Annotated in this window: 18 protein-coding genes; 9 read left to right on the top strand and 9 right to left on the bottom strand. The window is 50.4% G+C overall.

Annotated elements, in window-relative coordinates; all coding sequences use genetic code 11:
• Position 1 precedes the first annotated feature (1 nt).
• From ACR9YC_RS12050 to pal, 4 genes are all read left to right on the top strand, one after another.
• Entirely contained in the window at positions 2–463 is a 462-nt protein-coding gene (locus ACR9YC_RS12050; protein ID WP_438727977.1) for an ExbD/TolR family protein, read from the top strand.
• 58 nt (positions 464–521) lie between these two features.
• Positions 522–1340 carry a hypothetical protein gene (locus tag ACR9YC_RS12055; RefSeq protein ID WP_438727979.1) on the top strand — a complete coding sequence of 273 codons (819 nt, stop codon included), beginning with the start codon at positions 522–524 and terminating at the stop codon, positions 1338–1340.
• On the top strand, positions 1340–2710 hold the full coding sequence (tolB, locus tag ACR9YC_RS12060) for a Tol-Pal system beta propeller repeat protein TolB (protein ID WP_438727981.1): 1371 nt from the start codon (positions 1340–1342) through the stop codon (positions 2708–2710). The genes ACR9YC_RS12055 and tolB overlap by 1 nt, the downstream gene beginning before the upstream one ends.
• Before the next feature lie 103 nt (positions 2711–2813).
• Complete coding sequence (gene pal, locus ACR9YC_RS12065) at positions 2814–3356, top strand: peptidoglycan-associated lipoprotein Pal (protein WP_438727983.1); 543 nt, start codon at positions 2814–2816, stop codon at positions 3354–3356.
• A gap of 118 nt (positions 3357–3474) precedes the next feature.
• Here pal and ACR9YC_RS12070 read toward each other — a convergent pair whose 3' ends face one another.
• The 3 genes from ACR9YC_RS12070 to ACR9YC_RS12080 all read right to left on the bottom strand — a co-directional run bounded on the left by ACR9YC_RS12070 (position 3475) and on the right by ACR9YC_RS12080 (position 9112).
• Entirely contained in the window at positions 3475–3774 is a 300-nt protein-coding gene (locus tag ACR9YC_RS12070) for a hypothetical protein (protein ID WP_438727985.1), read from the bottom strand.
• 102 nt (positions 3775–3876) lie between these two features.
• A complete protein-coding gene (locus ACR9YC_RS12075; protein ID WP_438727987.1) occupies positions 3877–6708 on the bottom strand; it encodes a M16 family metallopeptidase in 2832 nt (943 codons plus the stop codon).
• Positions 6709–6880: 172 nt separating this feature from the next.
• A complete protein-coding gene (locus ACR9YC_RS12080) occupies positions 6881–9112 on the bottom strand; it encodes an acylase (protein WP_438727989.1) in 2232 nt (743 codons plus the stop codon).
• Between ACR9YC_RS12080 and ACR9YC_RS12085 the strand changes: the two genes are divergently transcribed.
• Positions 9111–9950, top strand: coding sequence for a Crp/Fnr family transcriptional regulator (locus ACR9YC_RS12085; RefSeq protein ID WP_438727991.1), 840 nt, complete (start codon positions 9111–9113; stop codon positions 9948–9950). The two genes, ACR9YC_RS12080 and ACR9YC_RS12085, sit on opposite strands and share 2 nt — an antisense overlap.
• A 22-nt stretch (positions 9951–9972) precedes the next feature.
• On the opposite strand, the gene ACR9YC_RS12090 is transcribed toward ACR9YC_RS12085, so the two are convergent.
• Positions 9973–10428, bottom strand: a complete 456-nt coding sequence (locus tag ACR9YC_RS12090; protein ID WP_438727993.1) for a hypothetical protein — start codon at positions 10426–10428, stop codon at positions 9973–9975.
• Positions 10429–10641: 213 nt separating this feature from the next.
• Here ACR9YC_RS12090 and clpB point away from each other — a divergent pair, with 213 nt between their 5' ends.
• The gene (gene clpB / locus ACR9YC_RS12095; protein WP_438727995.1) at positions 10642–13221 is read left to right on the top strand and encodes an ATP-dependent chaperone ClpB; all 2580 of its coding nucleotides are present in this window, start codon (positions 10642–10644) and stop codon (positions 13219–13221) included.
• Positions 13222–13355: 134 nt separating this feature from the next.
• On the opposite strand, the gene ACR9YC_RS12100 is transcribed toward clpB, so the two are convergent.
• Both ACR9YC_RS12100 and ACR9YC_RS12105 read right to left on the bottom strand, forming a co-directional pair.
• Complete coding sequence (locus ACR9YC_RS12100) at positions 13356–16514, bottom strand: TonB-dependent receptor domain-containing protein (protein ID WP_438727996.1); 3159 nt, start codon at positions 16512–16514, stop codon at positions 13356–13358.
• A 529-nt stretch (positions 16515–17043) separates the two neighbouring features.
• Positions 17044–20082, bottom strand: a complete 3039-nt coding sequence (locus tag ACR9YC_RS12105; RefSeq protein ID WP_438727998.1) for a TonB-dependent receptor domain-containing protein — start codon at positions 20080–20082, stop codon at positions 17044–17046.
• A 261-nt stretch (positions 20083–20343) separates the two neighbouring features.
• Here ACR9YC_RS12105 and ACR9YC_RS12110 point away from each other — a divergent pair, with 261 nt between their 5' ends.
• Positions 20344–20931, top strand: coding sequence for a hypothetical protein (locus ACR9YC_RS12110; RefSeq protein ID WP_438728000.1), 588 nt, complete (start codon positions 20344–20346; stop codon positions 20929–20931).
• Positions 20932–20971: 40 nt separating this feature from the next.
• Here ACR9YC_RS12110 and ACR9YC_RS12115 read toward each other — a convergent pair whose 3' ends face one another.
• The 3 genes from ACR9YC_RS12115 to xseA form a co-directional block, all read right to left on the bottom strand.
• Positions 20972–21919, bottom strand: coding sequence for a M23 family metallopeptidase (locus ACR9YC_RS12115; protein WP_438728002.1), 948 nt, complete (start codon positions 21917–21919; stop codon positions 20972–20974).
• Positions 21919–22125 carry a DUF2093 domain-containing protein gene (locus ACR9YC_RS12120; RefSeq protein WP_438728004.1) on the bottom strand — a complete coding sequence of 69 codons (207 nt, stop codon included), beginning with the start codon at positions 22123–22125 and terminating at the stop codon, positions 21919–21921. The genes ACR9YC_RS12115 and ACR9YC_RS12120 overlap by 1 nt, the downstream gene beginning before the upstream one ends.
• 67 nt (positions 22126–22192) lie before the next feature.
• Positions 22193–23656, bottom strand: a complete 1464-nt coding sequence (gene xseA, locus ACR9YC_RS12125) for an exodeoxyribonuclease VII large subunit (RefSeq protein WP_438728006.1) — start codon at positions 23654–23656, stop codon at positions 22193–22195.
• On the opposite strand from xseA, the gene purD reads away from it, so the two are divergent.
• Both purD and ACR9YC_RS12135 read left to right on the top strand, forming a co-directional pair.
• Entirely contained in the window at positions 23655–24935 is a 1281-nt protein-coding gene (gene purD, locus ACR9YC_RS12130; RefSeq protein ID WP_438728008.1) for a phosphoribosylamine--glycine ligase, read from the top strand. The two genes, xseA and purD, sit on opposite strands and share 2 nt — an antisense overlap.
• 182 nt (positions 24936–25117) lie before the next feature.
• Positions 25118–26866 carry a YfbK domain-containing protein gene (locus ACR9YC_RS12135; protein ID WP_438728010.1) on the top strand — a complete coding sequence of 583 codons (1749 nt, stop codon included), beginning with the start codon at positions 25118–25120 and terminating at the stop codon, positions 26864–26866.
• Positions 26867–26939: the final 73 nt, after the last annotated feature.

A 26939-nucleotide genomic window follows, 5' to 3' on the forward strand; every position in this document is an offset into this window, starting at 1 on the left:
TATGGGTGCGTCTCTTAACACTGGTGGTGGCCGCTCGCGCGGACGGGGGGGCAGAAACCGTGCGCCCATGGCAGAGATTAATGTCACGCCCTTTGTCGATGTGATGCTGGTGCTGCTCATCATCTTCATGATTACCGCGCCTTTGCTGGTTGCGGGTGTACCGATTGAATTGCCTGAAACACGGGCCAACCCGATTGAGCAAGAACGTGACCCTGTACAGATCAGCATTGCAAGTGATGGCGCCATTTATGTTGATGACAATCCCGTATCGCCCGCCGAACTGCCTGCATTGCTAACGCAGATCAGGGCAGGCTCTAGCGGTGAAAGTGACAAACCGCCGCAAATCGTGCTGCGTGGTGATCGCGCCATTGATTATGGCACTGTGCTGCTGGTGATGGGCGAACTTAACCGCGCAGGGCTGAATAATATTTCCATGGCTGGTATAAATGCGCCGGGCAATTAAGTGACGGCAAAGACAGCGGTCATTTGCTGTTCATCTGACTAGGATAGACAATCAGGCAATGAAGCGATCAGAATATATCGGATTGGGTATCGCCACTATCGGCCATGTCGGGCTGTTTGGTGTGCTGTCGCTATCGATATTAAACACATCTGACAGTTTTGAACGCAGCGAACCGATAGCAGTAACACTGTCTGACAATATAGCCTTGGCTGATACATCGCCCCGACCTGATGCCGAACCGGCGACCAGTATCGCCCCCGAAATAGGTGAGATTGTGCCACCGCCAGAGGAATTAACGCAGCCGGAAGACACGCCGGAAGAGGCTGAAACAGTGCCGCAACCTACCCCAGCGCGTACCAGTACGCCAAAAGCAACAGCGCCCGCCAAGGTTACGCCCAAGCCGAAACCAGCCGCGAAGAAACCGCCTGTGCCGGTCGATCGTTCTGCCCGTCGCCGCCCTGATCGTCGCCGAACAGGTTCTCGCCTTGGCAACAATTTCCTCGATGGTGTTTCGGATCAGGAATCGATTAGCCGTGACCAAACGCCGCCAGCAGCCAGAGCGGGGCCGCAGGTTCAAGCATCCCTGCAACGCGAGATCACACGCAAGCTAAAGCCCAAATGGCGAGCACCAACGGGCGCAGATGTAGAGCGTTTGGTCACCACCGTTGATTGGCGCCTTGATAGAGATGGCCGTGTGGTCGGCCAACCGAGATGCACAAAACAAAATGGTGTTAATGCCAGCAACAGACCACAAAAAGACCTGCATTGCGAACGGGCCATTCGCGCAGTGCTGGATGCCCAACCTTTTAGCTCCCTGCCGGTCGAATATTACGACGCTTGGGATAATATCAGTTACGATTTTGACAGGAAACTCTGATGCGTTTTTCTATCCTTATTTCTCCTATCATGGTTGCCGCTCTGGCATTCGGCTTTGCGCCCGGCATTGCCCAATCCCAGACCGAGGCCGAAGCACCTGCGCAAGATGGTCCTCTGCGCGGCAGTGTTACAGATGATAGCAGCGACAATATCATCACCATCTCTGTGCCCGGCCTGCCAACCCCGCAATCCGCGCAGACGCCAGCGGGCAGCACTGATGAATTGGGCGCTCGGGTAAGCGATGTTATCGTTGCTGACTTGCGCTCCAGTGGCTTGTTTCGTCCCTTGGGTCGCAATGCTGTGCGCGCCATAAGCTATGATGAAGTCACAACCCCTGCCCTGAGTTATTGGCGCGGCCGCAATAATGAAGCCCTGATACAAGGCTTTGTACGCGCCATGCCTGATGGGCGCATCACTGTGGGCTGTTATCTCTATGATGTTGTGCTGGGCACTGAATTGGCGCGGCAAGGCTATGTTGTGGAACCGGCAGATTGGCGCCGTGCTGCGCATAAATGTGCCGATAGTGTTTATTCCCGTCTGACCGGTGAAAGCCCGTTTTTTGACAGCCGTATTGCCTATATCGCTGAAACCGGACCCAAGGACCGCCGCACCAAAAGATTAGCGATTATGGACAGTGATGGTGCCAATCACCGCTTCATCACCAATGGTCAGGCAACGGCGCTCACACCGCGCTTCTCTCCGGATTACCAGTCCATCGTTTATCTCAGCTTCCTGAATGGCAGCCCCAGCATTTATATTTATGATGTCGATAGCGGCAGACAGCGTCGTGTTTTCAGCACCAGCAACCCGACATTCGCGCCGCGCTGGTCGCCCGATGGGCGTTTCATCCTCTTTTCCATGGCCGTTTCTGGCAACACAGATATCTATCGCATTTCAGCGGGTGGCGGCGAGCCAGAGCGTTTGACCAATGCGCCGGGCATCGATGTGGGCGGCAGCTATTCACCCGATGGCAGCAAGATTGTATTTGAAAGTGATCGCTCCGGCGCTCAACAAATCTATGTCATGAATGCCAATGGCAGCAATCAGAAAAGGATCAGCTTTGGCGGTGGTCGCTATGCCACGCCCGAATGGAGCCCGCGCGGTGACCTGATAGCCTTTACCCGTGTTTCTGGTGATTTCCGGATCGGCACCATGACACCTTCTGGCGGCAATATCCGGCTGCTCACCAATAGCTGGCAGGACGAGGCACCAACATGGGCGCCCAATGGCCGTTTGATACAGTTTTTCCGTACTGCGCGTGGTTCTGGCAAAACCAGCATCTGGCAAGTTGATCTGACCGGTAAGAATGCACGGCAGCTCCGGACGCCGGTTGATGGTTCAGACCCGAGTTGGGGGCCGGTATTGCCTTAAACATAAGACATAGACATAATCCTGACCGAGAGCCATATTGGTGTGAGTCGGCGGGGTATGAAGGCCAATAAGCAATTGATGAACACACTTACAGGAGTTTAAAATGACTGCTTCAAAATCCCCAAGAAATATTTTGCTGAGATCAGCAATATTGACGGCTTCCGTTCTTGCGCTCGCAGCATGTGGCCAGAAGCCTCCACCAGAATTGCCGCCAGCACCAACAACCAATACTGGCCCATCGACAGCCACTACACAAACGCGCCCTGTTGAAACAGGATCTGTACCGGGCAGTCAGGCTGATTTTCTGGCAACTGTCAGTTCTGATCGTGTGTTCTTTGATACTGACCGGTTCAATATTGATACTCAGGATCAGCAGACTTTGCAGAGCCAAGCGCGTTGGTTATCGCAATATCCTAGTAAGAGAATCATTGTCGAAGGCCATGCCGATGAACGCGGCACGCGTGATTATAACCTTGCGCTGGGTGAGCGCCGCGCCAACTCCGCGAAAAACTACCTTGTCGCGTTGGGCATTGCACCATCACGGATACAAGTGGTCAGCTATGGCAAAGAGCGTCCCGATGCACTTGGCTCTAATGAGCAAGCATGGGCGCAAAACCGCCGCGCGGTCACCGTAACGGTAGAATAGAATGTGATTATCAGGGCGGCGGTAAGACGCATTATGCCGCCCCCTTATAATGATGGCAGACACAAAAAAGCCGCGCAAAAGGACAACCCTTTGCGCGGTTTTTTGTTAAATATGGTGTTTAGGCCTGACGGACGCCTGTCATCGCCATTTTGCCAAATGCACCAGCACTGACTTCGCCTTCCAATGTGTCACCATCAACAGTGGCTTCGCATTCCAGCTTCATCGGCATGGGAACAGTCATATCCATGGTCCAGATCAACTTGTCACCAACGACTTTACCGTCGGTAATATCCAGTGAGCCCATAGCTCCAGTGTTTGAACCACTCCAGCTATCGCCATCAACATTGACCGTCAAAACCGACTTTTGATCACCCATTGGTGACTTGGTCACACAATCATAAACGCCTTCTACTGACATTATTTTTCTCCTAAAATTCGCGATATGCCTGTAATATATGAACCCGTTACATGCTATATGCAACAGGTTCATATGTGACGTTACGACTTGCTGATAGAGCGGTCAGTCTGATGCGCTCTCACTGTCTTTAGCCTCAGGTGTGTAGCCGCGATACTCAACAGGAATACCCAGTTCTTCAAGCTGTGGCGCCACTTTCGCAGCATCGCCGACAATCACCCAGGTAAAGCCATCAGGATTGATAGCTTCGCGCATAGCTGCATCCAATTGTTTAGCATCCAGTCCCCTGTAACGTGAAGCCAACTTCTCAGCATAATCGAAATCACGGCCAAAGCGTACATCCGCCCTTAGTTGACCAAGAACTGCAGAAGATTGCTCATAGCTACCAGGCAATTGGCGGATATTACCGTCGATAATACGCTCCAATTCCTCAGGCGTTACCCCTTTATCGCCAATGAAATCTTTCACATTATCTACGATAGCAGCAACCGACGGACCGGTTTTATCCGTTTGCACTGGTGCAAAGACAATAAATGGCACGCGGTCATCAGGACGTTGCAAAATTGTGCGTGAACCATAGGACCAACCTTTTGTCTCACGCAGATCAAAGTTTATGCGAGACAAAAAGTCGCCGCCTAATGCTTCATTCGATGCTTGCAGTGCGAACAAATCATCAGTGCCTTTAGCGTTCAATACCTGCCCTGCAAAAATGAGCGACTGGGGTGAATTGGGCTGATTGATGACAATGATACGGCCCTCTTGTGCAGGAATCTTTGCATCAAGATTCTTATCTGGTGCAGCTTCACCTTCTGGTGCCCATGCGCCAAAACGCTGCTCTAGCATTGGAATCACATTGTCCAGCTTAACATCACCCACCACGAAGATTTCCGCCTTTTCAGGGCGCATCCACGCACTGTGGAAGTTCAGTAGATCATCGCGTGTCAGCGAAGACACGACAGCCGGATCGCCAGTGCCAGTCAGCGGCTTACCATAAGGATGCTCTTCGCCATAGATGAGCGGCGGCAGGTTACGCAGCGCCAGCCCAACAGGCTGACGGTTTTCGCCAGCGATACGGGTTAGCTGTTGCTGACGAACCCGCTCCAATTCACCAGAATCAAAAGCCGGATTTTTGATGACATCAGCAAGCAGATCAAGTGCGGGGCCCAAATTGGGTGTAACTGCGCGAACAGAAACAGTGCTGTCATCAAGGCCGCCACCTACAGAAACATTGGCGCCCAATCTTTCTTCTGTTTCCGCAATTTGAATGGATGTGCGGGTCGTGGTGCCTTCATCAAGCATGGCCGTGACCAATCCATGCAGTCCGCTTTTGTCTGCTGGGTCGGCTGCGCTACCAATATCAAAATTGACGGCAACGCGCACGGTGGGCACGGCATTGGTCTCAGCGAAATAGACTTTAATGCCGTTAGACAAGGTTGCGGTCTCAACATCGGGAAAGTCAACATTTGTCACTTCACCAATTTCTGGCAATGCGGAATAATCAGGATCAACCTGTTTATCGCTTGACTGCTCCTCAGCAGCGGCAACTTCTTTATAGGCTTCACGCTCACCTGGTTCGACACGAATTTCCACAACTGGGCGCGACAGCCATTTGTTCATGGCAGTGCGAATAGTATCTGGTGTCAGCGCAGCCAGACGCTGCAATTCAGTTTTATAATAGTTGCTGTCATTAGCAAACAGTTCACCAGATGCCAGTGCCACCGCTTTACCACCAAAACCGCCAACCTGCTCCAGACCAGATATTCGATTTGCGGCCTCATTTGTCGCAACACGGCTTACTTCATCAGCGCTGGGCCCATTTTCAAGCAAATCAGCCAAAATCTCATCAAGACGCTTACCAACAAGATCAACATCTACGCCGGGCTTCACATCAACCGAGATTTGCAGCAGACTGCCAGAAACAAAGGGCAGAACGAAGCTGGAGACACCAACGGCGAGCTGCTCTTCACGAACCAGCACATTGTCGAGCCGCGAGCTAGAAAGGCCGCCCAATATGCTGGTGCCTGCACGTACGGCCGTATAATCAGGATCGGTCAGACCCGGGACAACCCAATTACGGTAAATCCGTGTAGTGGGAACCTTATCATACATGACTTCTTTGACAGGAGCATCAAGCGTAGGGATCGGCGCAGAGACTGGTGCAACGTCTTTGCCGCGCGCGATACTACCAAAATATTTCTCAACCAAAGGACGCGCCTCGGCAGTATTGATATCACCGGCCAAAACCAAGATCGCATTATTGGGGCCATAATGGTCAATGAACCAATTGCGCATATCATCAAGGCTAGCCGCCTGTAGATCTTCCAGTGAACCAATAGTGTCATGGGCATAAGGGTGCCCTTCTGGGAACAGCAATTCAGTCTGACGATAGCTTACCAGACCATAAGGCTGGTTATCGCCCTGTCGCTTCTCATTTTGCACAACGCCAATCTGGTTGGTCAGCTTATCCTGATCAATTGCAGGCAGCAAATTGCCCATACGATCAGCTTCCAAGAACAAAGCAGCTTCAAGAGCAGCCTTAGGGACTGTTTGGAAGTAATTGGTCCGGTCCAACCATGTCGTGCCATTCAGGTCAGTAGCACCAATGCGCGACGTATAGTTGAAATAGTCGCCAGGAGCGGCAGCAGAGCCGTTAAACATGATATGCTCAAACAAATGGGCATAACCAGTCTTGCCTTTTGGCTCATGCTTGGAGCCAACATCATACCAAACAGACACAGCAACAATGGGTGCTTTACGGTCTTCATGAACGATAACCGTTAGGCCATTATCCAGTGTGAATTTTTGATGCGGTATATCAACCGCTGCGACCAGATCGGCGACCGGCGCAGCGTCTTGCGCCATTGCCATGGGTGCGACCAGAGCCAGAGACGCCGCCAACGGCATAGCTGCGCAGAATTTTTTGAAACGAATGCTCACGAGTATATTCCTCCAAAAGAAGCGTGATTGTTCCTTGGAATATACAGACAAAAGGCCAATGCACAACGACGTTCATCGCCTTTAAACGCCGCCCATCGACTGGCAAACGCCTATATAATAGAAAATGATAATATTGCCCGACTCTGCGAAACTTTCTGTCTTGCCGGCTTACCTATTGCGGGCGGTAACTCTTAAAACCTGCCGCCTCCAAGGCGGTGCGTGTAAAGAGAACAGGTTTTAGTTTCCGCTGCACAAATAAAGGCGCCTGATCATTATAATGCGGGCTTGCCGGGCGTGTGGTTGCTGCGCCAAAGGGCCGAATAGATTGTGACGAGACATTGCCCTGTGCGTCCCATTCAACGAACATCAAAAAGCTATCGCCATGGACAATGGCCAACCTGCCATCATCCTCAACCCGCCACCGCGTTGCAGCGCGCAATGCATCACTACCGCCAATATAGGGCAGATCAACATCACCATGGCGCAGACGCAAAACATCGCTCATGGGTGGATCAATTGACCCGAAATACGTGTTCAAATGATCGACCGTTTTTTGCAGTTCTTCCTTCGCATCCAGCGTATCAATAAGCGAGCGACCGAGCGGCGCATTGAACAGCCCTGTATTCATCAGCATCAATGCCAGAGCATCGCCACTGCCCTTGCCATCAAGGTTCCAGTCCCAACCGGCCAACAGCGCCTGCGCCGTTTGCAAATCCACATCGTCGCCAACATCAACCGCCAGCAACGCATCCATCCATAATTTGGGATATTTGTCCTGCTCATATCCGGTGTCATATTTGATCCGTTCAAGCTCTGCACGGCCGATCTTGCCTTCCGCTTCAAACAGAGCAATTGCACGTGCACCGCGATTGGTCCAATTTTCCTCAATACCCAACAGTGGCGAAAAGTCCTCACGCTGCAATTCATCGCCTGGCCCTGCAATAGTATAGGGCGTGTTATTGGCATTCATAACATAGCCAGACGCTGGATTGACCAGCCTTGGCACCTGATTCCAATTAACCGGCTGTTGCCAGATCAAATCAGACCGGTCACCCGGCACAATAGAGCGCCAATTAACACCCGCTTTTCTATCTGGGAAACGGGCATTGTAAAACATACCGATATTGCCCTCTTTATCCGCATAGATGAAATTGGTTGAAGGCACGCCCTGTATCGCCATAGCCGCTTGCCAATCGTCAAAATTTTGCGCTTTTTGCAGGCGGTAATATTGGGTGAGCATGCTCAAATCATCAATGCTGGCATAGCGCACCGCGAAATAGCCTTTGTCATTTTTGATAACCGGGCCATGCGCTGAACGATAGGTAGTTTGCGGATAAGGTATCGTAAAAGGACCATATTTAACCGGCAGCCATATAGTTTTGCTTTCCAAATCCCGCCATTCGCCATCCAGCTTATATTGCGTGCCGCTATCATTGACCGCCAGTTCATATACGTCGATCAAGTCAGGGCGGTTTACAGTATTGGTCCAACCCAGATTTTTGTTATGCCCCAAAAACGGGAAAGGTGATCCTGGGAAAGTTGCGCCAGCAAAATCCCAACCCTCTTCGCTATGCACCACAAGTTCATACCATGCGACCGGCCCTTCCCAAGGCTGGTGCGTATTGGATACCAACCGCGTTACATTGTCGCTCGAGCGCTCAGGGGTAATGGCAAAGGCATTCGAGCCGTTAAGCTCTGGATATTGGCCAAGCGGGGTCATCATTCGCGGCGTTGATCCCGGTTTTGCTTGTGCCAGTTTATCATTGGTCTCAGCTGCCTCTGTCTCTTCACTTGGTGCTTTCGGAATATTCAGAGCCGGTCCGCCATCAGCGCGCAATTCGGTGCCCGCCACCAAAGGCTCCAATGTCCGGTTCAACCCGTAAAAAAACGGTGACCGCAAGGCGAAGCCCGCAGCCACGTCACGCCCATTGATAGGAAAGAGGCCCGTAAGCACCACTTCATCAGCATGCGTTTCCGCATAGCGGTTTATACCCGCTGCATAACCATCCAATAATGCCTTCACATCCACTGGCAGTTCATCATATTTATCAGCAACCGTTTTGCGTACTTTCAGCAGATGCGCAACATAATCAACCTGTGCGCCTTCGGCACCGGTCATTGCCCCCAAACGGCCACGTGTCATCGCGGCCACATCTTGTAAGGTTGAAAAATCATCCTCTGAATGCGCCCATGCTATACCATAGGATACATCCGCATCAGTCTTGCCAAAGATATGCGGCACGCCAAATTCATCGCGGTAGATTTCAACCTGATAATCGCGCTTTTCCGGCTCTGCGCCCGCGATAGGTTGCGCAAACCACGGCTCCCAAAAGGCAAGAAACAAGGCGACCAAAACCAGTAAAAGAATAAGACCTGCAAGCGAACGTTTTATAATCAAAGCCATGAGCGGACATTATAGCCTGCCCACCAAGCGGCAAGCAAAAACTATATCTATTACTCATGCACATATGGCGCTGGTCAGCAATTTGCGTTTGGCAAGACCAGAAGCAGAGCCTAAAGTCCAAGCCATGACTGGTTATAATCTGGAGCCTAGCAAAAAACTGCACTGTGACAGCTGCCCCGTACAGGATAGCGCGGCCTGTGCCCGTTTGAATAATCAACAACGCCTTCAACTGGAAGAAATGGGGCGCGGCCGAACATATCAACCAGGTGAGACAGTATTTCACGCTGACGGCGATAATGCACAATGCGCTACGCTGATTTCAGGTTTACTAAAGATTGTTGATTGTGACAGCAATGGCGTAGAACGTATTATTACCTTGATCCACCCAGCTGGCTTTGTCGGAGAATTGTTCACGCCTTTGCATCGCTATGATATTATCGCTCTCAATGCAGCGAAGATCTGCCTTTTCCCGCGCAGCGATTATGAGAGGATGCTGGATAACAGTGCGGAACTGACCCAAGGGCTTTTGCGGCGAACTTTGCAAAGCGTTGAGGATAACCAACAGTTTTTAAGTCTGGTCAATCGCCGCACGGCAAGAGAGAAAGTGGCCGGATTGTTGCTCACTTTAGCAGAATCCAGTGGGCCATCGCCATGCAAACCAGATCATCATATTGATATGTGTATGACCCGCGATGAGATGGCGGCCCTATTGGGCATAACTATGGAAACCGTTAGCCGTCAAATTGGCCAATTGGAGAAAATGCAACTGATCCGCCGAACCGGGGTCCAGCATATCGATATACTAGATTGGCAAGCTCTAACGGATCTGCTGCAATAAAGGCATTACAATTTGAAAGCCGTCACGAAACGATAATGGCAACGCTCACGCCCCAGCCCAATATGATCAATGGCAGAGTGAATATCTGGATCAGTGCATCTCTCGCACTCAGATGACCCGTCTCGATTTCAAGTCCATTGCGTATGAAATGTGACCATTGTGGCTGTTTGGTTTCAGCTGCTGGCTGCATCAAGGACCAACATGCAGGGACTGCAAAAAACATGATAACAAAAACTGCAAAAATGCCGAATGGGACAATCATTTCGCGTTCACCAGTGGCCATCGCCATTATTCCTAAATAGGCCATGATGATTGTAAACAGGACGCCATGAATGACAGGCGGCAAATCAAAATGCCGGTCTGGCATGGCCTGTTTGCGCATCTCGCTACCTTGCTCTGATGGCGCTATTGATGTCCGCTTGGTAGCGGCAACGATTTTTGCTTTTTCAAATGTGTGTGCGGGTTGATAGACAGACATGCTCTTGCTCCTTAATTCCAATACAGGGGCAATAACGCAGCTGTGGCAGGCCCACTTTGACATTTGTCAAAGCCATAACGACGTACGCAGAAATATTACCGACATCGAAATGTTTTGTAGAGAGATTAGTCCTAGCCCTCTTGTGTGATAAAATGACAACACCATATCGAGCATGGGCATGACAGGATGTGATGAGAAGAGGATAAGCGCGCAATGAATCTCGACAAATTTACAGATCGGGCAAAGGGCTTTTTGCAGTCCGCCCAGACCATTGCCATAAGAATGAACCATCAGCGCATATCGCAGGCGCATGTTATCAAGGCGTTGCTGGAAGATAGTGAAGGCATGGCGAGCGGCTTGATCACGCGTGCCGGTGGGCAGCCACAAACCGCCCAAAATGAAGTAGATACGCTTCTCGCAAAGGTTCCACAGGTGTCAGGCGGCGGCGCGCAACAAACGCCGGGACTAGACAATGACACTGTCCGCTTATTGGACAGTGCCGAACAGATTTCTGAAAAAGCCGGTGATAGCTATGTCACTGTTGAGCGGCTTTTGCTTGCTGCGGTCATCGCAAAGAACACTGATGTTGGCAAAGCGCTCGCCAAAGCCAATCTGACGGCAGAAGCACTCAATAGCGCAATTAATGATCTACGTGGCGGTCGCACGGCGCAAACTGCCGGTGCCGAAGATAATTATGAAGCGATGAAAAAATATGCCCGCGACCTGACCGAAGCTGCGCATGATGGCAAGCTTGATCCGGTTATAGGCCGCGATGAGGAAATCCGCCGGACAATCCAGATATTGGCGCGGCGCAGTAAGAATAACCCTGTGCTAATTGGCGAACCTGGCGTTGGTAAGACGGCCATTGCTGAGGGCATGGCGCTACGCATTGCCAATGGTGACGTGCCAGATAGCCTTAAGGATCGCCGTTTAATGTCGCTTGATATGGGCTCGTTAATTGCTGGCGCTAAATATCGCGGTGAATTTGAAGAACGCCTAAAATCTGTACTCGACGAAGTCCGCAGCGCCGATGGCGAAATGATTTTGTTCATTGATGAGATGCACACTCTTATCGGCGCGGGCGCATCTGAAGGCTCTATGGATGCTTCCAATCTGCTGAAACCTGCTTTGGCGCGCGGTGAGTTGCACTGTATTGGCGCGACCACCTTGGATGAATATCAAAAATATGTTGAGAAGGACGCTGCGCTACAACGGCGTTTTCAACCTGTTTTTGTCGATGAACCCAATGTTGAAGATACAATCTCCATATTGCGCGGGCTTAAGGAAAAATATGAGCTGCACCATGGTGTACGCATTACCGATGGCGCGTTGGTTGCCTCTGCCACCTTGTCGCACCGCTATATCGCTGATCGCTTTCTACCGGACAAAGCCATTGATTTGATGGACGAAGCCGCGAGCCGCATCCGCATGGAAGTTGAGTCAAAGCCGGAAGAAATCGAGATCCTTGATCGCCGGATTATTCAGCTAAAAATTGAACAGGCTGCCTTGTCAAAAGAGAGCGATTCCGCATCGCAAGATCGTTTGGTCAATCTTGAAAAAGAACTGTCCGAACTGGAGCAGCAATCCACCGAATTGACAACTCGTTGGCAAAATGAGCGTGACAAGATTGAGGCAGAGGGCAAGCTGAAAGAAGAGCTTGATGCCGCGCGGATTGAACTAGAACAGGCGCAAAGAGCCGGCGATCTGGCAAAAGCAGGGGAGCTATCCTATGGACGTATTCCCGAACTGGAACGCAAACTTGCTGAAGCTGCAGATGCGACCGAAGGCGCCATGTTGCGCGAAGAGGTCACAGACGAAGATATTGCATCAGTCGTCTCGCGTTGGACGGGCATTCCGATAGATAAAATGATGGAAGGCGAGCGCGAGAAATTGCTCGCAATGGAAGAAAATATCGGCAAGCGTGTCATTGGACAAAAAGATGCCATCGTTGCTGTGTCCAAAGCGGTACGCCGTTCACGCGCTGGACTGCAAGACCCAAACCGGCCTTTGGGCAGTTTCCTCTTCCTCGGCCCTACCGGCGTCGGCAAAACCGAACTCACCAAAGCATTGGCCGGCTTCTTGTTCGATGATGATCAGGCCATGGTGCGGATTGATATGTCCGAATTTATGGAAAAACATTCGGTCAGCCGGTTGATCGGCGCGCCTCCGGGCTATGTAGGTTATGACGAGGGCGGCGTATTGACCGAGGCCGTCCGCCGCAGGCCCTATCAGGTCATCTTGTTTGATGAGGTTGAAAAAGCCCATTCGGATGTTTTCAATGTGCTGCTACAAGTGCTTGATGACGGGCATTTGACTGATGGACAGGGCCGCAAAGTCGATTTTTCCAACACGCTGATTATTTTGACATCAAATCTTGGCGCGCATCATCTCGCCGCTATGACAGATGATCAAAAGGTCGCCGATGTTGAACCGCAAGTCATGGACGTCGTCCGTGGGCATTTCCGTCCTGAATTTCTTAACAGATTGGACGAGATTATTCTTTTCCATCGCCTAGCACTTGAGCATATGGCGCCGATTGTTGATCTTCAGGTCGCGCGCGTACGCAAATTGCTGCTCGACAGGAAGATTATGATCACGCTCGATGATAGTGCCCGAACTTGGCTCGCGCGCGTTGGCTATGACCCGGTTTATGGTGCTCGGCCGCTAAAACGTGCCGTGCAACGCTATCTGCAGGACCCACTTGCCGACATGATATTACGCGGCGATGTTCCCGACGGTTCAACAGTCACCGCAAGTGATGGTGACGGGGCATTAAAGCTAGAGGTTTCCTGAGCGGTTATTGAAATCGGCATAAACACATCGCACGCTGTGCGATACAAACAGTCACACAGCGTTGCGCACCGAGCTACCACACAATAAAAAGGCCCCGAAGATCGGGGCCTTTTCTATTTGAGATAAAATTACTATTAGAATTCTTTGGTTACAGAAACCGAGAAGCGACGACCGAAGACGTCATCAATACTTGCCGGAATACAAAAACCATTCAATTCTTGGCATTGTCTGTCGAACAAATTGCGCACTGTAAAGTTAAAAGTAAAGTTATCTTCTGTACGGAAGAATGTATTGAAGTCAACTGTTACATAATCTTCAATCTGGTCGAACTGGCGCTGATCCGGTGTCCGGTTAAAGCGTGAGATCAGCTGTTCACCAACATAGTCAATCGTAGTGCCGAAACCGTAATTGTCGTTGATGTAGTTAAGAGTAGCGAGACCTTCAAACTGTGGATCGCCAACTTCACCATCAGAACGTGCAGGCGCAACCCCAGTAAAGTCAATCTGACGGCGCAATGTCACGGTCAAAAGACCACGCAACGACAAGTTACCCGGTAGGCCAAGACCGTCAAGACTAGTACGATAATTAAGTTCACCCTGTATGCCTTCAAATTCAATGGCATTACCATTGATTTGTCCGGTTGTGACGGCGGGATTTGCTGGATCGTTGGGAACCTCACCATTGGCATCGCGGCCAATCAGCGAGCAGAATTGGTTACCATTAGCTGGATCATTGACATCAAAATTATCATTGTCAAAGCATGCTGCATTAATGGCAGCGGCACCCAAATTGCCAATCGGATCGCTTATTTCAATATTGATATAATCAACTGTGATCGACAGATTTGGAATAAATCTTGGTCTAATGATACCACCGATTGTCCAGCTATCAGCCTGTTCATTCTGCAAATTAGGGTTGCCGCCGTTAAAGATTGGAACAGTGGCCTGAGAAGCCAATTGTGGACGACTGATATTTGGGAATGCTGCCAAAAACGCTTCACAGTTCCGGCGACGCGCTTCTGGGTTAGGGCCACCATCAATAGCTGCTGCGAAACACAGGTCAGGAATAGCTGCAAATGCGGTACCTTGCGGCGAAAACAATTCGGAAATTGCAGGAGCGCGGAAAGAGCGCGTGAAGTTACCGCGAATTGTGATATCTTCAATTGGTGAAATTGCACCACCTAGAGCCCATGAGAAGAAGCCACCATTCACAGTATTATCAACATAACGGCCACGCGCATATGTATCGATGCTGTAGATAAAGCTCTCATTATCAGGAGATATTGGTGAGAAAACTAATTCACCAAATACCTCATCAAGGTTAAACCCACCTTGAACTGCTGGTATTGCAACAGCGCGTCCAAGACCCAACTCTGTAAATTCTGATGGATTAAACGCACCACGCTCATCACGGTGCTCATAACCCACATTGATAGCAACTGGGTTGCCATTAAATTCAAACAAGGTGCCACCAACGTTAACGTTGAAGACGATTTGCTCAAGCACTGAAGTGCTAAGATTGTCATTAACAACATAAGCAATAGCTTCTGGTGTATTCAGATTACCAAAGAAGTTGAAGGGAACACAATTAGCGTCGGCAACCGGATTTTGGCCAGCCTGTACCGGCGTAGCAGGATTCGGATCACAAACAATGTTACCCGCTGCGTCTGTGGTAACGTTGGTCGCATTGATGAAATTTTGTGCGTTAATATCCTGCCTAAAGTCACTAATGGTGCTTTGACCATAAGTGAACGCAGCTTCAAAATTCCAGTCGTTATTAAACAACTCAAAGTTACCACGGGTGCCAAGAACACCGCGCAAAAATTCCGTTTCCGCAAAACCGGTCAAGTCAGCAATGCCGACATTGGCCCGCGATACAGTGAATGTGTCAACGCCAGCTGCTGCAAGAACGCCGCGCGCTTGGTCATTCAGGAATGGGTTGTCTGAACTAAAGGTCAAACCGCTGCTGGCGCCACCAAAGAATGGTGAGTTAAATGTCGGCTGCTGAACCAATTCATCGGCACGCGCATCATAATATTGCAATTCTGTGAAGACATTAATGTTATCGGTAATGTCATAATTGGCAAATATATTAGCACCAAAACGACGCAGATCAGACGTTAACTGCCCAAAATCGACGAATTGGAAACCATCACCGCCAAATGCTCGGATACCAGTTGCTGCAGTTCCTCCTGTATCTAGTAATGGACGCACGCCCACATTGAAAGGCACAAGATTGCCCGTGGTTGGATCAAATTGAAATGCACCGGCACCACTAAGACCATTTAATGCACCCGGAGCAGCTGAAATACCTAACGGTCCGCCAGAGATAACACCACCATTTGACAAAATGAACAAATTAGTACTGTTGAACAAAACTTGAGCGGGTACACCATCAGTATCACCGTCTGGGCCGGGAGTCTGAAGACCAAGTGATGGATCAACACGAAATTGTGGGATTGTATTAGGCTCAAATTCAACATTGTCGCGGAAGAATTGACGTTGATTTTGCAAAACGCCGTTAGTCTCTGTGTAGAATGACGAAATTTGAATGTGGCCACGGCCATCAGCAAAACTGGTCCCGTAAACGCCTTCTAACCGGTAGTTAAAATTATCACCCTGCTCTGTAATTCCAGATGTGGCATTCAAGGACAAACCTTCATATTGGTCATCCAGTATAACGTTTACCGTCCCAGCAATCGCATCAGAACCATAAATTGGTGCACCAGCGGTCGAAACTTGGTCAACACGCTTAATAAGAGCGGTAGGAATGATATTCAAATCGACCTGGATGCCTGGAGCACCAGCACTAAACGGGTTAGGAACGTTTGAAGATACAACGCGGCGACCATTGACCAGGGTCAAAGTACGGTTTGAGCCTAGCGCGAAGATGTTAACAAAGTTAACGCCCTGACCAAAGCCTGCCTGACCACCATCTGGTGTGACTGAGCCGCGAATAGACGGCAGTTCATTCAATGCATCAGCAACATTAATAAAGTTACGACTAGAGATAAAATCAGAATCGATGGTGGTTGTAGGTTCCGTTGGCTGTAAATTCGGCAACTGAATACGTGTACCAGTGACCTGAATGATCTCCTCATCCTCATCCGCTACATCAACAGCAGCTTCTTGATCTGGCTCTTCTTGTGCCAAAGCCGGCGTTGCTAACAAGGCAAATGCCAAAGCAGCGGGTGCTGCTCCGTAATGTAATATCGAACGCATACGCATTATGCTTCCCCTTAATTTTATCCCAAGACCAGCTGACTGGTCCACACCTGAAAGAATCCTACCCATAGAATTCCAAAAATGAGCTTACATGAATAAAAAGTTGCTGTTGCATGTAAAGAGAATGCCAGCAGGGGTTATAGTTTTTTTGCAAGTTGTCGTTTTTTTGTCACATATTTCTCGGTGTGCATGCTTCATATGGCGCCATATCAAGCATAATCATCAAAATGCGACAATATTATATATTATGCTTTTGATATTTATGCATAGCCATTCGTGATTGAATGAACATATGCTGACCACGGAACATTACGGCATATGCGATATGTATCCAGACCATGCAGCTTTAAAGATAGCCGCCGACATTTCTATCAGTCTAAATCCAGACCCGATAAGTTGCTTTAATGAGAACACGCACACTCGTGCTGTCACACCATTTCTTTGAGTATAAAATTGCTTATGGTGTCGACAGTGAAAATGTTTTGCTTTGCATTTCACTCAATCAACAAATTTAGTTGGCAAGATTATATTCCCGCAATCATGCAAAAAAAAGGGGTGCCAAAATGACACCCCTTTAATATTGTTTTCGCGATCAAACTTAGAAGGTCACGCGACCTGTGATTGAGAAGCGACGTCCCAATGGATCATAAGTTGATGGGAAAATGTTGCCGCTGTTAAACGCGGTCGTACCAATATCACTACCCACAACAGTCGGATCGTTATCAAGCAGGTTGATGATAGCAGCTGTAATTGTGAAGTTATCAGTGACTTGGGCACGCATGGTCAGATCGAAATAATGCTCAGCACCAATACGTGTGAAGTCGCTAAATGGTGAATTCGGATCAGCAGCTGTTACGATGCCACCATCTGGATTACCCATTGCATCAACTGATGGCGAACCAAGGAATGTTCCGGTTGCATCAACCAATGGCTCCAATTGCACAGCGTCAATATAGCGCCACAACAGTGAGAGATCGATAGATTCAAACTGCAATGTTGCACGTGATGAGAAGCTGAACTCAGGTTGGATGGAACCAGTGAGATTACAGTTTGTGCTGAAGAAGCCAACACATTCACGGTTGATCGCACCAGGGTTGGCTTGGAACGTTGATGAATTTGTCCAGTTACCAGTGACCTGAAGGTTCAAATTAGCGAAGTCCAGATCAGTGTTATATGTAATCACAGCATCGATACCATCAGTTGCGATCACACCCAAGTTAGACGTTGCGGTGATGAAACCAGGTGTATTGACCACTGGCCCAGCCACGGCACCCGTATCAGGGTTACGCGCAATCAAGGCACAAGCAGCAGAACCAAGAGCGCTGCCCGGAATGTTAGGAGCACCAGCAGCACCAGCACCAGGACCGAAACATGAAGCAATAATATCATCTTCACTTGGCGCACTAATCGCGCCTGTGATTTCAATATTGTAATAATCAACAGTGATAGACAGGCCTGGCACTACAGCAGGCTGAACGATAACACCTACAGTCCAAGTATCAGCATCCTCTGCAGCCAAGTTGGGGTTACCACCAAAGGTGATGTTTACCTGACCAGCAATATCAGCAGGAACCGAAACACCTGCAGTAGTAAAGCCCGGGAAACCGCCGCCGGCAGCAACTTGCGAGTCACAAATAGCAGCCAATGCAGGGTCCGTAAGTGGATTACCGCCTTGACATGGGTCGCTGGAGTTATTGCCAAGACCGATTTGTACTGGCGCAAACAATTCACCAATATTTGGAGCACGTGTCACTTGCTGATAGTTACCGCGGATTGTGAAACCATCGACAACAGTCCAGGCGCCACCAGCTTTCCAAGTAAACTCAGTTCCTGTTGTGGAATAGCGAGATACACGAGCGGCCAGATCTAAGACAACTTCTTCAGCAAAAGCTACATCGCTAAGCAGAGGAACTTGAAGCTCACCAAAAGCTTCGTAAACATCATAGCTACCGCCTTGGTTAGGGTTCGCTGCACCATTACCCAGAACTTCACCCGGCGTTTGTGACAAAAGATCAGATGCAGTGAAAGCGGTATATTCGCGGAATTCACCACCAACAACAAAACTGATAGGTTCGGCAGCACTAGGAATAGAGACACCGAAGTCGCCACTCACAAAGCCAATAATCGAAGCCAGGCTGGTTTGAACTGATGATGAGTTACCAACATCAAGGAATGCGCCAACTTCAGGAGTGATAGAACCAATAGGGCCGAACAGGTTGATAGGAACACAACCATTTGATGGGTCAAGACAAGCATCCGCACTAACGGAGTTGAGTGACTGGTTAAGGCGGGTCAGTGTACCATTGCCAGACTGTGTGCTGATAATCTGACTTTCGCCGTATGAAGCGAACACGTCAAAATCAATACTATCTGTTATTCCGCCACGCAAGCCGGCTTTGATCTGGAACAGATCGGTTTGGCTAACATTGTCACGTGTTCCCAACTCAACAAAACGGCGACCCAATTGAGGACTAATAGTCAGGAAGTCAGGGTTAGCAGAACCATCGGCAAGAGTTGGGCCGAAAGGCGTTGCACCGGCAGCATCACACGCAGCCTGTCCAATATTAGCCAAACCACAAAAAGCATTCCGCAGACCATCGCTCAGGAACGGGTTATTCAATGGAAGCGTAACCGCGTTAAAGAAAGAGCCAGAAGGCGCGATCTGGGTCGCAGTAGTGCTCTGCGTGTAAAGCGCTTCGGTATATGCTGTTATTCCATCAGTCACTTCATAGTTAGCAGAACCATAGATGCGGAACTGCTCAAGAGGAAGTTGAAAAAGGTTGAAAGGGTTGAAGTTGAATGGGCTTGCGATACCAGCGCTGATACCGTTGAAATCAGGGTCAACCTGACCGAATAAGCCGCCAAAGAAAACGCCTGTAGGAATTGATGTGGCTGAACCACCTTCCGAGGCATCTTCAGAGTCAATATTTACAGCGCCAAATGGGCGAGCACCCTGCGTTACTGCATCACGGTCTGTGTAACCAACGCTAAGAACTGCATTACCACGGCCATCATCAAAATTTGCACCAAGCGTCAAGTCAGCACGGAATGTCGATGCATCACCTTCTTCGGTCAGACCTTGTGTCACGGTAAAATCAAGACCAGAAAAATCTTGCTTTGTGATAAAGTTAACGACGCCGCCAATAGCATCTGCGCCATATGTTGCACCAGCACCGCCCGTTAGAACATCAACACGCTCCAACAAAGCCACCGGGATAACATCAACGTTAGTGATGCCGCCTAATCCAGCTGGAACGATACGCGTTCCATTCAACAATGTAATATTGCGGTTAGCACCAATGCCGCGAAGGTTAATAAAGGTAGAACCACCATTACCGTTATTAACTTGACCGCCAATACTAGGAACAACGCCAGGAATTTCACGAATAAATTCTTCGACTGTGTTTGCTTGGCGGAGATCAATTTGATCTGCAGTCACAACACCAACGGGGCTGGTTTGTTCAAGGTTAGGGTTGTTTACGCGTGTGCCTGTGACGACAATGGCATCTTCTGTGTTTTCAGCGAGTTCATCAGCATCAGCGTCTTGCGCCATTGCCGGAGAAGCCACCAATGCCAGACCCATAATCGCGGGAGCAACGCTTGATTTTAATGCGCGTGTAAGATTAGATTTTCTCATGTGGATTAATTCCCTTTTCTATTTATCCATTTGAACGTGCCAAATGGGGAACACGCCGAATGTATATGTTCGGAATAATTGGTGTTGCACGATCTTGTAAAGCCCCGCTAAGCCTAGCGTATCGCTTTGACACTCACCTGCGACATTTTGGCAACAAGCATGGAGCTGTAACAAAATATGGTATTTTTCGGGTAATTTTTGAAGACATAGTGTTATGCTGTTGAATATGAGAGATGCTTTAAAGTTCTTTGTGTAATTGATATGAACGCCAAGGAATCAAACAAAAGGTTATACATGCCTCACATAAAAAATAGTGCTCAAAAATCGATATTTCTAATATGCGCATTGTCGTCATATATTGGCATTGCCGCAGCTTCGCCCCTTTACGGCCAATCAAAGATTCCAACGCCGAAAGCGCTTGAAGATATTGCCGTTTGTCAGCAGATACAAGACGACGATGAACGTTTAAAATGTTTCGACCGGACGGTAGCCGTTCTTAACGAAGCGACTAGCCGGGGTGATGTCATTGTCGCTGAAAAAGAAGTGGTAGATCAAGCACGCAAAGAAGTGTTTGGCCTTAGCCTTTCAGACAATCCTATTTTGGGCAATACAGATGATGTCGGTGTAAAATCGATAGACACAGTCATTACGTCTGCGGCGCAAACACGCAGCGGTAAGTGGATTTTCGTTGTAGAAGGTGGCGCAAGTTGGCGACAAACTGATACCAAGCCATTGCGCAGGAGACCCAAAGCCGGTCAGAAAGTCACGATAGAGCGAGGCTTGTTAGGGAGTTTCATAGCCAGATTGGAAGGTCAGAAGAAAACCGTCAAAGTAATACGAATCAGATGAACACATCTCAATGTAACGACGCCATTTGACGCACCACTATTTATTGCGGCATTGGCCCCGTTAACAACATTGGGTCAAGCCGTGCGGCGTTCCATTTCATGCTCCAATGTAAGTGCGGGCCAGTAGCGCTGCCGGTTGATCCGATATTGCCGATATACTGACCTTTTTTGACACTATCACCTGCATTTACCGCGATTTTGGACAAATGCAGAAAGGCGCTGTTGAGGCCCATGCCATGGTCCAGCATAAGCAAATGGCCTTCAAGGCTGAACGGTTTGCGTGCTGCCAAGGTTACCACGCCATCTGCCGGCGCAACAATCGGCGTGCCGTTGGCGCGCGCGATATCGACCCCTGTATGATAGCCACCCGGCACACCGGCATATATACGTTGATTGCCAAAGCGGCCTGATATCCGCCCCGTGGCAGGCCAGATAAATTGCTGTCGCCACCCTTGACTGTCCGATTGGAAAGCACGGGCAGCGACAATCTGTTCCAATTCCGGCGCACGTCTTTTCTGGAATGCCGCGCTGGCCGTCCGCTTACGTCGCGGCAGATTTACTCTCTCAATATTCCATTTGCGCGGATTCACAATCAATGTCCGGCTTTCAACGCGGCCAGAGGAAAATGTAACGCGCAGTAAAGCCTGATTCGCGGCATCGCGGTTAAAGCCAAGCAGAAAGCTGCCATCATCGGCAATATCGATATCTTGGCCGTCAAACTCTATCGCCACAGCATCGGGCGAAACTTTGCCAAGCAGCACTCCGCCCTGACTCGCCGTATCAGCTAATAACAATTGCTCTGTCGCAGTGGCATCTGGTGCAATGTCATTATATACTTCAGACACAGCGGGCGCAGCCAAAGATGATTCCGTCGCTGCCTTAACCAGCATTTCGCCTTCCACATCATCAACCGCTGCATTATCAAATGCATAGCCACTGCCGATCAAGACAAGTGCCGAGGCAGTGACCATGATAAGACGCGATATCATTATGGCCCCTCCGCCAGTGCTTTCTGCACCGAGATTTCAGCACTTGCATAGGCTTCCTGACGGCTCACGCTCCAATAGCGCAAATCCTCCAGCATGATGCGCTCGCCGCTAACAGCACACATCACATGGTCGCCCGAGGCCAAAATGCGAAAACTGCCCGGGCCGTAATGCAGTCTTGCCTGTTTATTCTTGTTCGACATCAACATGCCGGGGCTCCTATCATTTTGACCAGCAAAGCACAAAGTTCTTTACGCGCTGCTGAATATTGCAATCTCAAAGCAGTTTTGGCTGCTCCCCCACAGGCTTTTGCGGTGCAGGTTTTTTGGCTTTGGCTGGCTTTTGGGGTGATATTGGTGCGCCGCCTGTTAAGGCGTCAACCTTGCCATCACCAAAATGCAGCTGCAAATTGCGCGCATCTGTTGCGGCCTTGCTGCTCGTGATGACCTGACCTTCCTTATCTGTGACCTTTGCATAACCGCGCGACAATGGTGCATCAGGATGCACTTGTTTCAATAGGCGATCGAGCGCGGACAGCCGATCTGCTGCATCAGCCAAGGGCCGCTTCACAAAAGCTGGCGTCAGGCGCGTCTGTTGCAGGGCTGTCCCTGATTGGCTCCATCGCCGCTCCAGCAAAGCGGGAGTCATCCGGCCAGCCTGCATGGCAAAGCGTTCCTTTGCGCGCCCATGCACATAACCCAATGCGCGTGACATACGTTCGGTAACATCATCGAATTTCTGCATGCTTGGGGCAAACAGACTGTCCGCCTTTGGCAATTGCCTCGCCCAGCGCTCCAGCCGTTCGCTGGCCAATCCTAAAGCACGCTGCTCCGCTCTTTGTGCGCGCAGGCCCAACTCGGTAATATGCCCCGCCAGATCAGCCCGCACTGGCACCGCCATTTCAGCAGCAGCCGTTGGCGTCGGCGCACGCCGGTCAGCGGCATAATCGGCCAATGTCGTATCTGTCTCATGCCCCACCGCGCTAATGATGGGGATGGTGCAATCGGCAATCGCGCGCACCACAATCTCTTCGTTGAAACTCCACAGATCCTCAATCGAACCGCCACCACGCGCGACAATCACCAAATCGGGTTTGGGCACATTGCCGCCCGCCGCCATGTTGGAGAAGCCATTTACCGCATTTGCAATCTGCGCTGCGGCCCCCTCACCCTGAACCAGAACGGGCCAGACCAGCACATGGCTGGGGAAGCGATCGGCCAAGCGGTGCAATATATCGCGAATCACTGAACCTGTGGGCGATGTCACCACGCCAATGGTGCGCGGCAAATAGGGCAAGGTCCGCTTTCGCTCTGATGCAAACAGCCCTTCTTCACCCAGCCGCGCCTTCAGCTTTTCAAACAGCTGCATCAGCGCGCCTTCACCCGCCAATTCCATACGGTCGATAACAATCTGATATTTTGACCGGCCGGGATAAGTGGTCAGCTTGCCCGTGGCGATAACATCCAGCCCATCCTCTGGCGCAAAAGGCAGGCGCCCGGCATTGCCGCGCCAGATAACCCCGTCAATTACCGCCTTTTCGTCCTTTAACGCCATATAAACATGGCCAGATGCGGCCCGTTTAAAACCGGAAATCTCTCCGCGCAGGCGGACATGTCCAAATCGATCTTCCACCGTGCGCTTCAACGCCGAAGAAATTTCGCTGATAGATAGCGGCGGGGCGTTGTCGCCGCTCTCGCTCTTGGCTATCAAAGCGGCATCAAAATCTTCAGGAGCGGGCATGAATATCCTTTTAATCGGTGGCGGCGGGCGCGAACATGCCCTTTGCTGGAAATTGGCGCAATCCCCTGATGTGGGAAAAATCTTCGCAGCACCCGGCAATCCCGGCATGGCGTCTATCGCCGAATCGGTATCATTGGATATCAGCAACCATGACGCCGTCACAGCATTTTGCGCTGCGCATGACATCGCCTTAGTGGTTATAGGGCCGGAAGCGCCCTTGGTTGATGGACTGGCCGACAGCATGGCCGCGGCTGACATTCCTGTCTTTGGCCCCTCTGCCAAAGCGGCGCAGCTGGAAGGCTCTAAAGGCTTTACCAAAGATATGTGCACACGCGCCAACATCCCCACCGCAGCCTATGTGCGCACCTATAATCTGGCAGAGGCCCGCGCGGCATTGGCAGAATTTGATCTGCCTGTGGTTATCAAAGCCGATGGGCTGGCTGCTGGTAAAGGCGTTATTATCGCGCAAACGGCGCAAGAAGCAGACGAAGCCGTAGCCCATATGTTTGCTGGCGGATTTGGCGATGCCGGCGCAGAAGTAGTGATTGAGGAATTTATGACCGGCGAAGAGGTCAGTTTCTTTGCGCTAACAGATGGGCACAGCGTTGTGCCTTTGGCCAGTGCGCAGGACCATAAGCGCGTAGGCGATGGCGATACCGGCCCCAATACCGGAGGCATGGGCGCCTATAGCCCGGCCCCTGTTTTAACCGATGAACTGCAAGAACAAGTGATGCAGCGGATCATTCACCCCACCGTCAAGGCGATGCGTAATGCCGATATGCCCTATTCCGGGGTGCTTTATGCCGGGCTTATCCTGACCGAAGAAGGGCCAAAGCTGATCGAATATAATTGCCGCTTTGGTGACCCGGAATGTCAGGTGCTGATGATGCGTTTGCAGGATGATCTGGCGGCGTTGCTTCTGGCCACGGCAAAGGGCGAATTAGCAACGCAAACTGCACCCGCTTTTGCTGACCAAACAGCGCTGACAATCGTGATGGCGGCCAAAGGCTACCCCGCGACGCCAGAAAAAGGCGGTGCGATTAACGGCCTAACCGCCGTACAGCGCAACAATGTCACCATTTTTCATGCGGGCACCAAGATGGTTGATGGCCAGTTGGTCGCCAATGGCGGGCGGGTATTAAACGTCACCGCAATGGGCGACACAATCAACGCAGCACGCACCGCCGCATATGCAACCGTGGAGTCGGTCGATTTCCCCAGCGGCTTTTACCGCAATGATATAGGGTGGCGCGAAATGGAGCGGCAAAAGACCCATTAAGTTTTTGCCCGCAAAGCTGGCAAGCGCATGGTTTGTGCGCTTCTGACCGCTTTCTGACAAACTGCCCAACAAACTGTTCATTTTTGGTTCAGTGCTTTGGCGAAATGATCTGATACGCAACGTTTTCAGGTCGTTGCACCATGATGAGGATCTTGGCTTTTGGGTATTGAGGGAGTTAGATTATGCGCAGATTTTCTATTGTCGCAGCATTGGTTCTGACAGCATTGGTGGCGGGTTGCGGCCAGCAAAGTTCGGAATTGGCCAGCAGCGAAGCACTGCCAGCTCCGCCGCCTCCGCCTCCTCCGCCGCCCGTGCTTGCGCAAGGCGTTGCCTCTCCTGAAAATGACACAATTGTCGTTTCTGCCACACGTGTCACGGGGGCACAGCAAGATTCCCCGCTTGCAGTTACCTCTGTGACGGCCGAAACGTTAAGCGGCGATATTGCCACCTCAGATTTGGTCGCAGCGGCTCCGGGTGACAGCACGCGCAACCGTTATTATGTGCCGCCTGTGCTGGTTCCTGGACCAGATGATCGTGAAAAATATGATGGCGAAACGGTCTCCCCCATAAAATTGGTGCGCGCAGAACCTGTTTCGACCTTTTCTGTCGATGTTGATACCGGCGCTTATGCCAATGTCCGGCGCTTTCTCAATCAGGGTCAGTTGCCACCCAAGGCAGCGGTGCGCACAGAGGAAATGATCAACTATTTCCGCTATGATTATGCCCGCCCGTCATCGCGCGACGTGCCATTCAGCGTAACCACCAATGTGACCACAACCCCATGGAACAGTGAGAGCCGTTTGGTCCGTATTGGTCTGCGCGGTTATGATATTGCACGTGACGAACGTCCTGCAGCCAATCTGGTGTTCCTGCTCGATGTGTCTGGTTCAATGAACAATCAGGATAAACTGCCCCTGTTAAAAAGTGCATTGAAAACGCTGACCAACAATCTGTCGGATCAGGACCGTGTGTCGATAGTTGTCTATGCCGGTGCCGCTGGATTGGTGCTGGAACCTACCAATGACAAAGGCAAGATCAAACGTGCGCTTGACCAGTTGGAAGCTGGCGGCTCAACCGCAGGCGGCGCTGGTATTAAGCTGGCCTATCAGATCGCCCGCGATAACCGCATCAAGGATGGCGTAAACCGCGTTATCATGGCCACAGATGGTGACTTTAATGTGGGCATTAGCGACCGTGACCGTTTGATTGAGCTGATCGAAAGCAACCGTGATGATGGCATTACGCTGACCACATTGGGTTTTGGTCAGGGCAATTATAATGAAGCGCTGATGGAACAGGCTGCCGATCATGGCAATGGCAATTACGCCTATATTGATAGTGCACAAGAAGCCCAAAAGGTGCTGGCCGATGAAATGCAGTCAACGCTGTTCACCATCGCCAAGGATGTGAAAGTGCAAGTGGAGTTTAATCCAAAGCAAATCTCCCAATACCGGTTGATAGGATATGAAAACCGGGCGCTGCGCGAAGAAGATTTTGACAATGACAAAATCGACGCTGGCGATATTGGCGCAGGGCATCAGGTAACGGCTATTTACGAAGTCGTCCCCGCCGATGCGCAGGGTTGGATCAAGCCACGCCGTTATGAGCAAACCGAACTGAAAGTCGAACGTGGCCGCGAAAGCGAAATGGCTTTTGTAAAACTGCGCTACAAATTGCCCAATGAAGATACATCCAAATTGCTGGCCTTTGCCGTGCAGGGCGAGACGCTGCGTACAGCAAAACGGCCAAAAGGTGATATGGCCTTTGCCGTTGCAGTCGCTGCTTTTGGCCAAAAATTGCGCGCAGATCCTTATCTGAAAGATTTCAATTTTGACGATATCTTACAGATGGCAGATGGCCAAAACGGATATCTGCGTCAGGAATTTATCAAATTGGCAGAGATAGCACGCGGCCAATCCGGCGCTGATTAAAGCCAACACTAGTTGTTTTACTATTGTTTACCCGCAGTGACCTGCCGTTAAGGTTAACAAACTCCTGCGTTGC

The organism is Parasphingorhabdus sp. DH2-15 (assembly GCF_051668705.1).
Lineage (GTDB): Bacteria > Pseudomonadota > Alphaproteobacteria > Sphingomonadales > Sphingomonadaceae > Alterisphingorhabdus.

What these genes read in the sequence shown, in the direction of transcription:
- ACR9YC_RS12050 (WP_438727977.1), top strand. Translation starts at nt 2, where the DNA reads ATGGGTGCGTCTCTTAACACTGGTGGTGGCCGCTCGCGCGGACGGGGG.
- ACR9YC_RS12055 (WP_438727979.1), top strand. Translation starts at nt 522, where the DNA reads ATGAAGCGATCAGAATATATCGGATTGGGTATCGCCACTATCGGCCAT.
- tolB (WP_438727981.1), top strand. Translation starts at nt 1,340, where the DNA reads ATGCGTTTTTCTATCCTTATTTCTCCTATCATGGTTGCCGCTCTGGCA.
- pal (WP_438727983.1), top strand. Translation starts at nt 2,814, where the DNA reads ATGACTGCTTCAAAATCCCCAAGAAATATTTTGCTGAGATCAGCAATA.
- ACR9YC_RS12070 (WP_438727985.1), bottom strand. Translation starts at nt 3,774, where the DNA reads ATGTCAGTAGAAGGCGTTTATGATTGTGTGACCAAGTCACCAATGGGT.
- ACR9YC_RS12085 (WP_438727991.1), top strand. Translation starts at nt 9,111, where the DNA reads ATGAGCGGACATTATAGCCTGCCCACCAAGCGGCAAGCAAAAACTATA.
- ACR9YC_RS12080 (WP_438727989.1), bottom strand. Translation starts at nt 9,112, where the DNA reads ATGGCTTTGATTATAAAACGTTCGCTTGCAGGTCTTATTCTTTTACTG.
- ACR9YC_RS12090 (WP_438727993.1), bottom strand. Translation starts at nt 10,428, where the DNA reads ATGTCTGTCTATCAACCCGCACACACATTTGAAAAAGCAAAAATCGTT.
- clpB (WP_438727995.1), top strand. Translation starts at nt 10,642, where the DNA reads ATGAATCTCGACAAATTTACAGATCGGGCAAAGGGCTTTTTGCAGTCC.
- ACR9YC_RS12100 (WP_438727996.1), bottom strand. Translation starts at nt 16,514, where the DNA reads ATGGGTAGGATTCTTTCAGGTGTGGACCAGTCAGCTGGTCTTGGGATA.
- ACR9YC_RS12105 (WP_438727998.1), bottom strand. Translation starts at nt 20,082, where the DNA reads ATGAGAAAATCTAATCTTACACGCGCATTAAAATCAAGCGTTGCTCCC.
- ACR9YC_RS12110 (WP_438728000.1), top strand. Translation starts at nt 20,344, where the DNA reads ATGAACGCCAAGGAATCAAACAAAAGGTTATACATGCCTCACATAAAA.
- ACR9YC_RS12115 (WP_438728002.1), bottom strand. Translation starts at nt 21,919, where the DNA reads ATGATATCGCGTCTTATCATGGTCACTGCCTCGGCACTTGTCTTGATC.
- ACR9YC_RS12120 (WP_438728004.1), bottom strand. Translation starts at nt 22,125, where the DNA reads ATGTTGATGTCGAACAAGAATAAACAGGCAAGACTGCATTACGGCCCG.
- purD (WP_438728008.1), top strand. Translation starts at nt 23,655, where the DNA reads ATGAATATCCTTTTAATCGGTGGCGGCGGGCGCGAACATGCCCTTTGC.
- xseA (WP_438728006.1), bottom strand. Translation starts at nt 23,656, where the DNA reads ATGCCCGCTCCTGAAGATTTTGATGCCGCTTTGATAGCCAAGAGCGAG.
- ACR9YC_RS12135 (WP_438728010.1), top strand. Translation starts at nt 25,118, where the DNA reads ATGCGCAGATTTTCTATTGTCGCAGCATTGGTTCTGACAGCATTGGTG.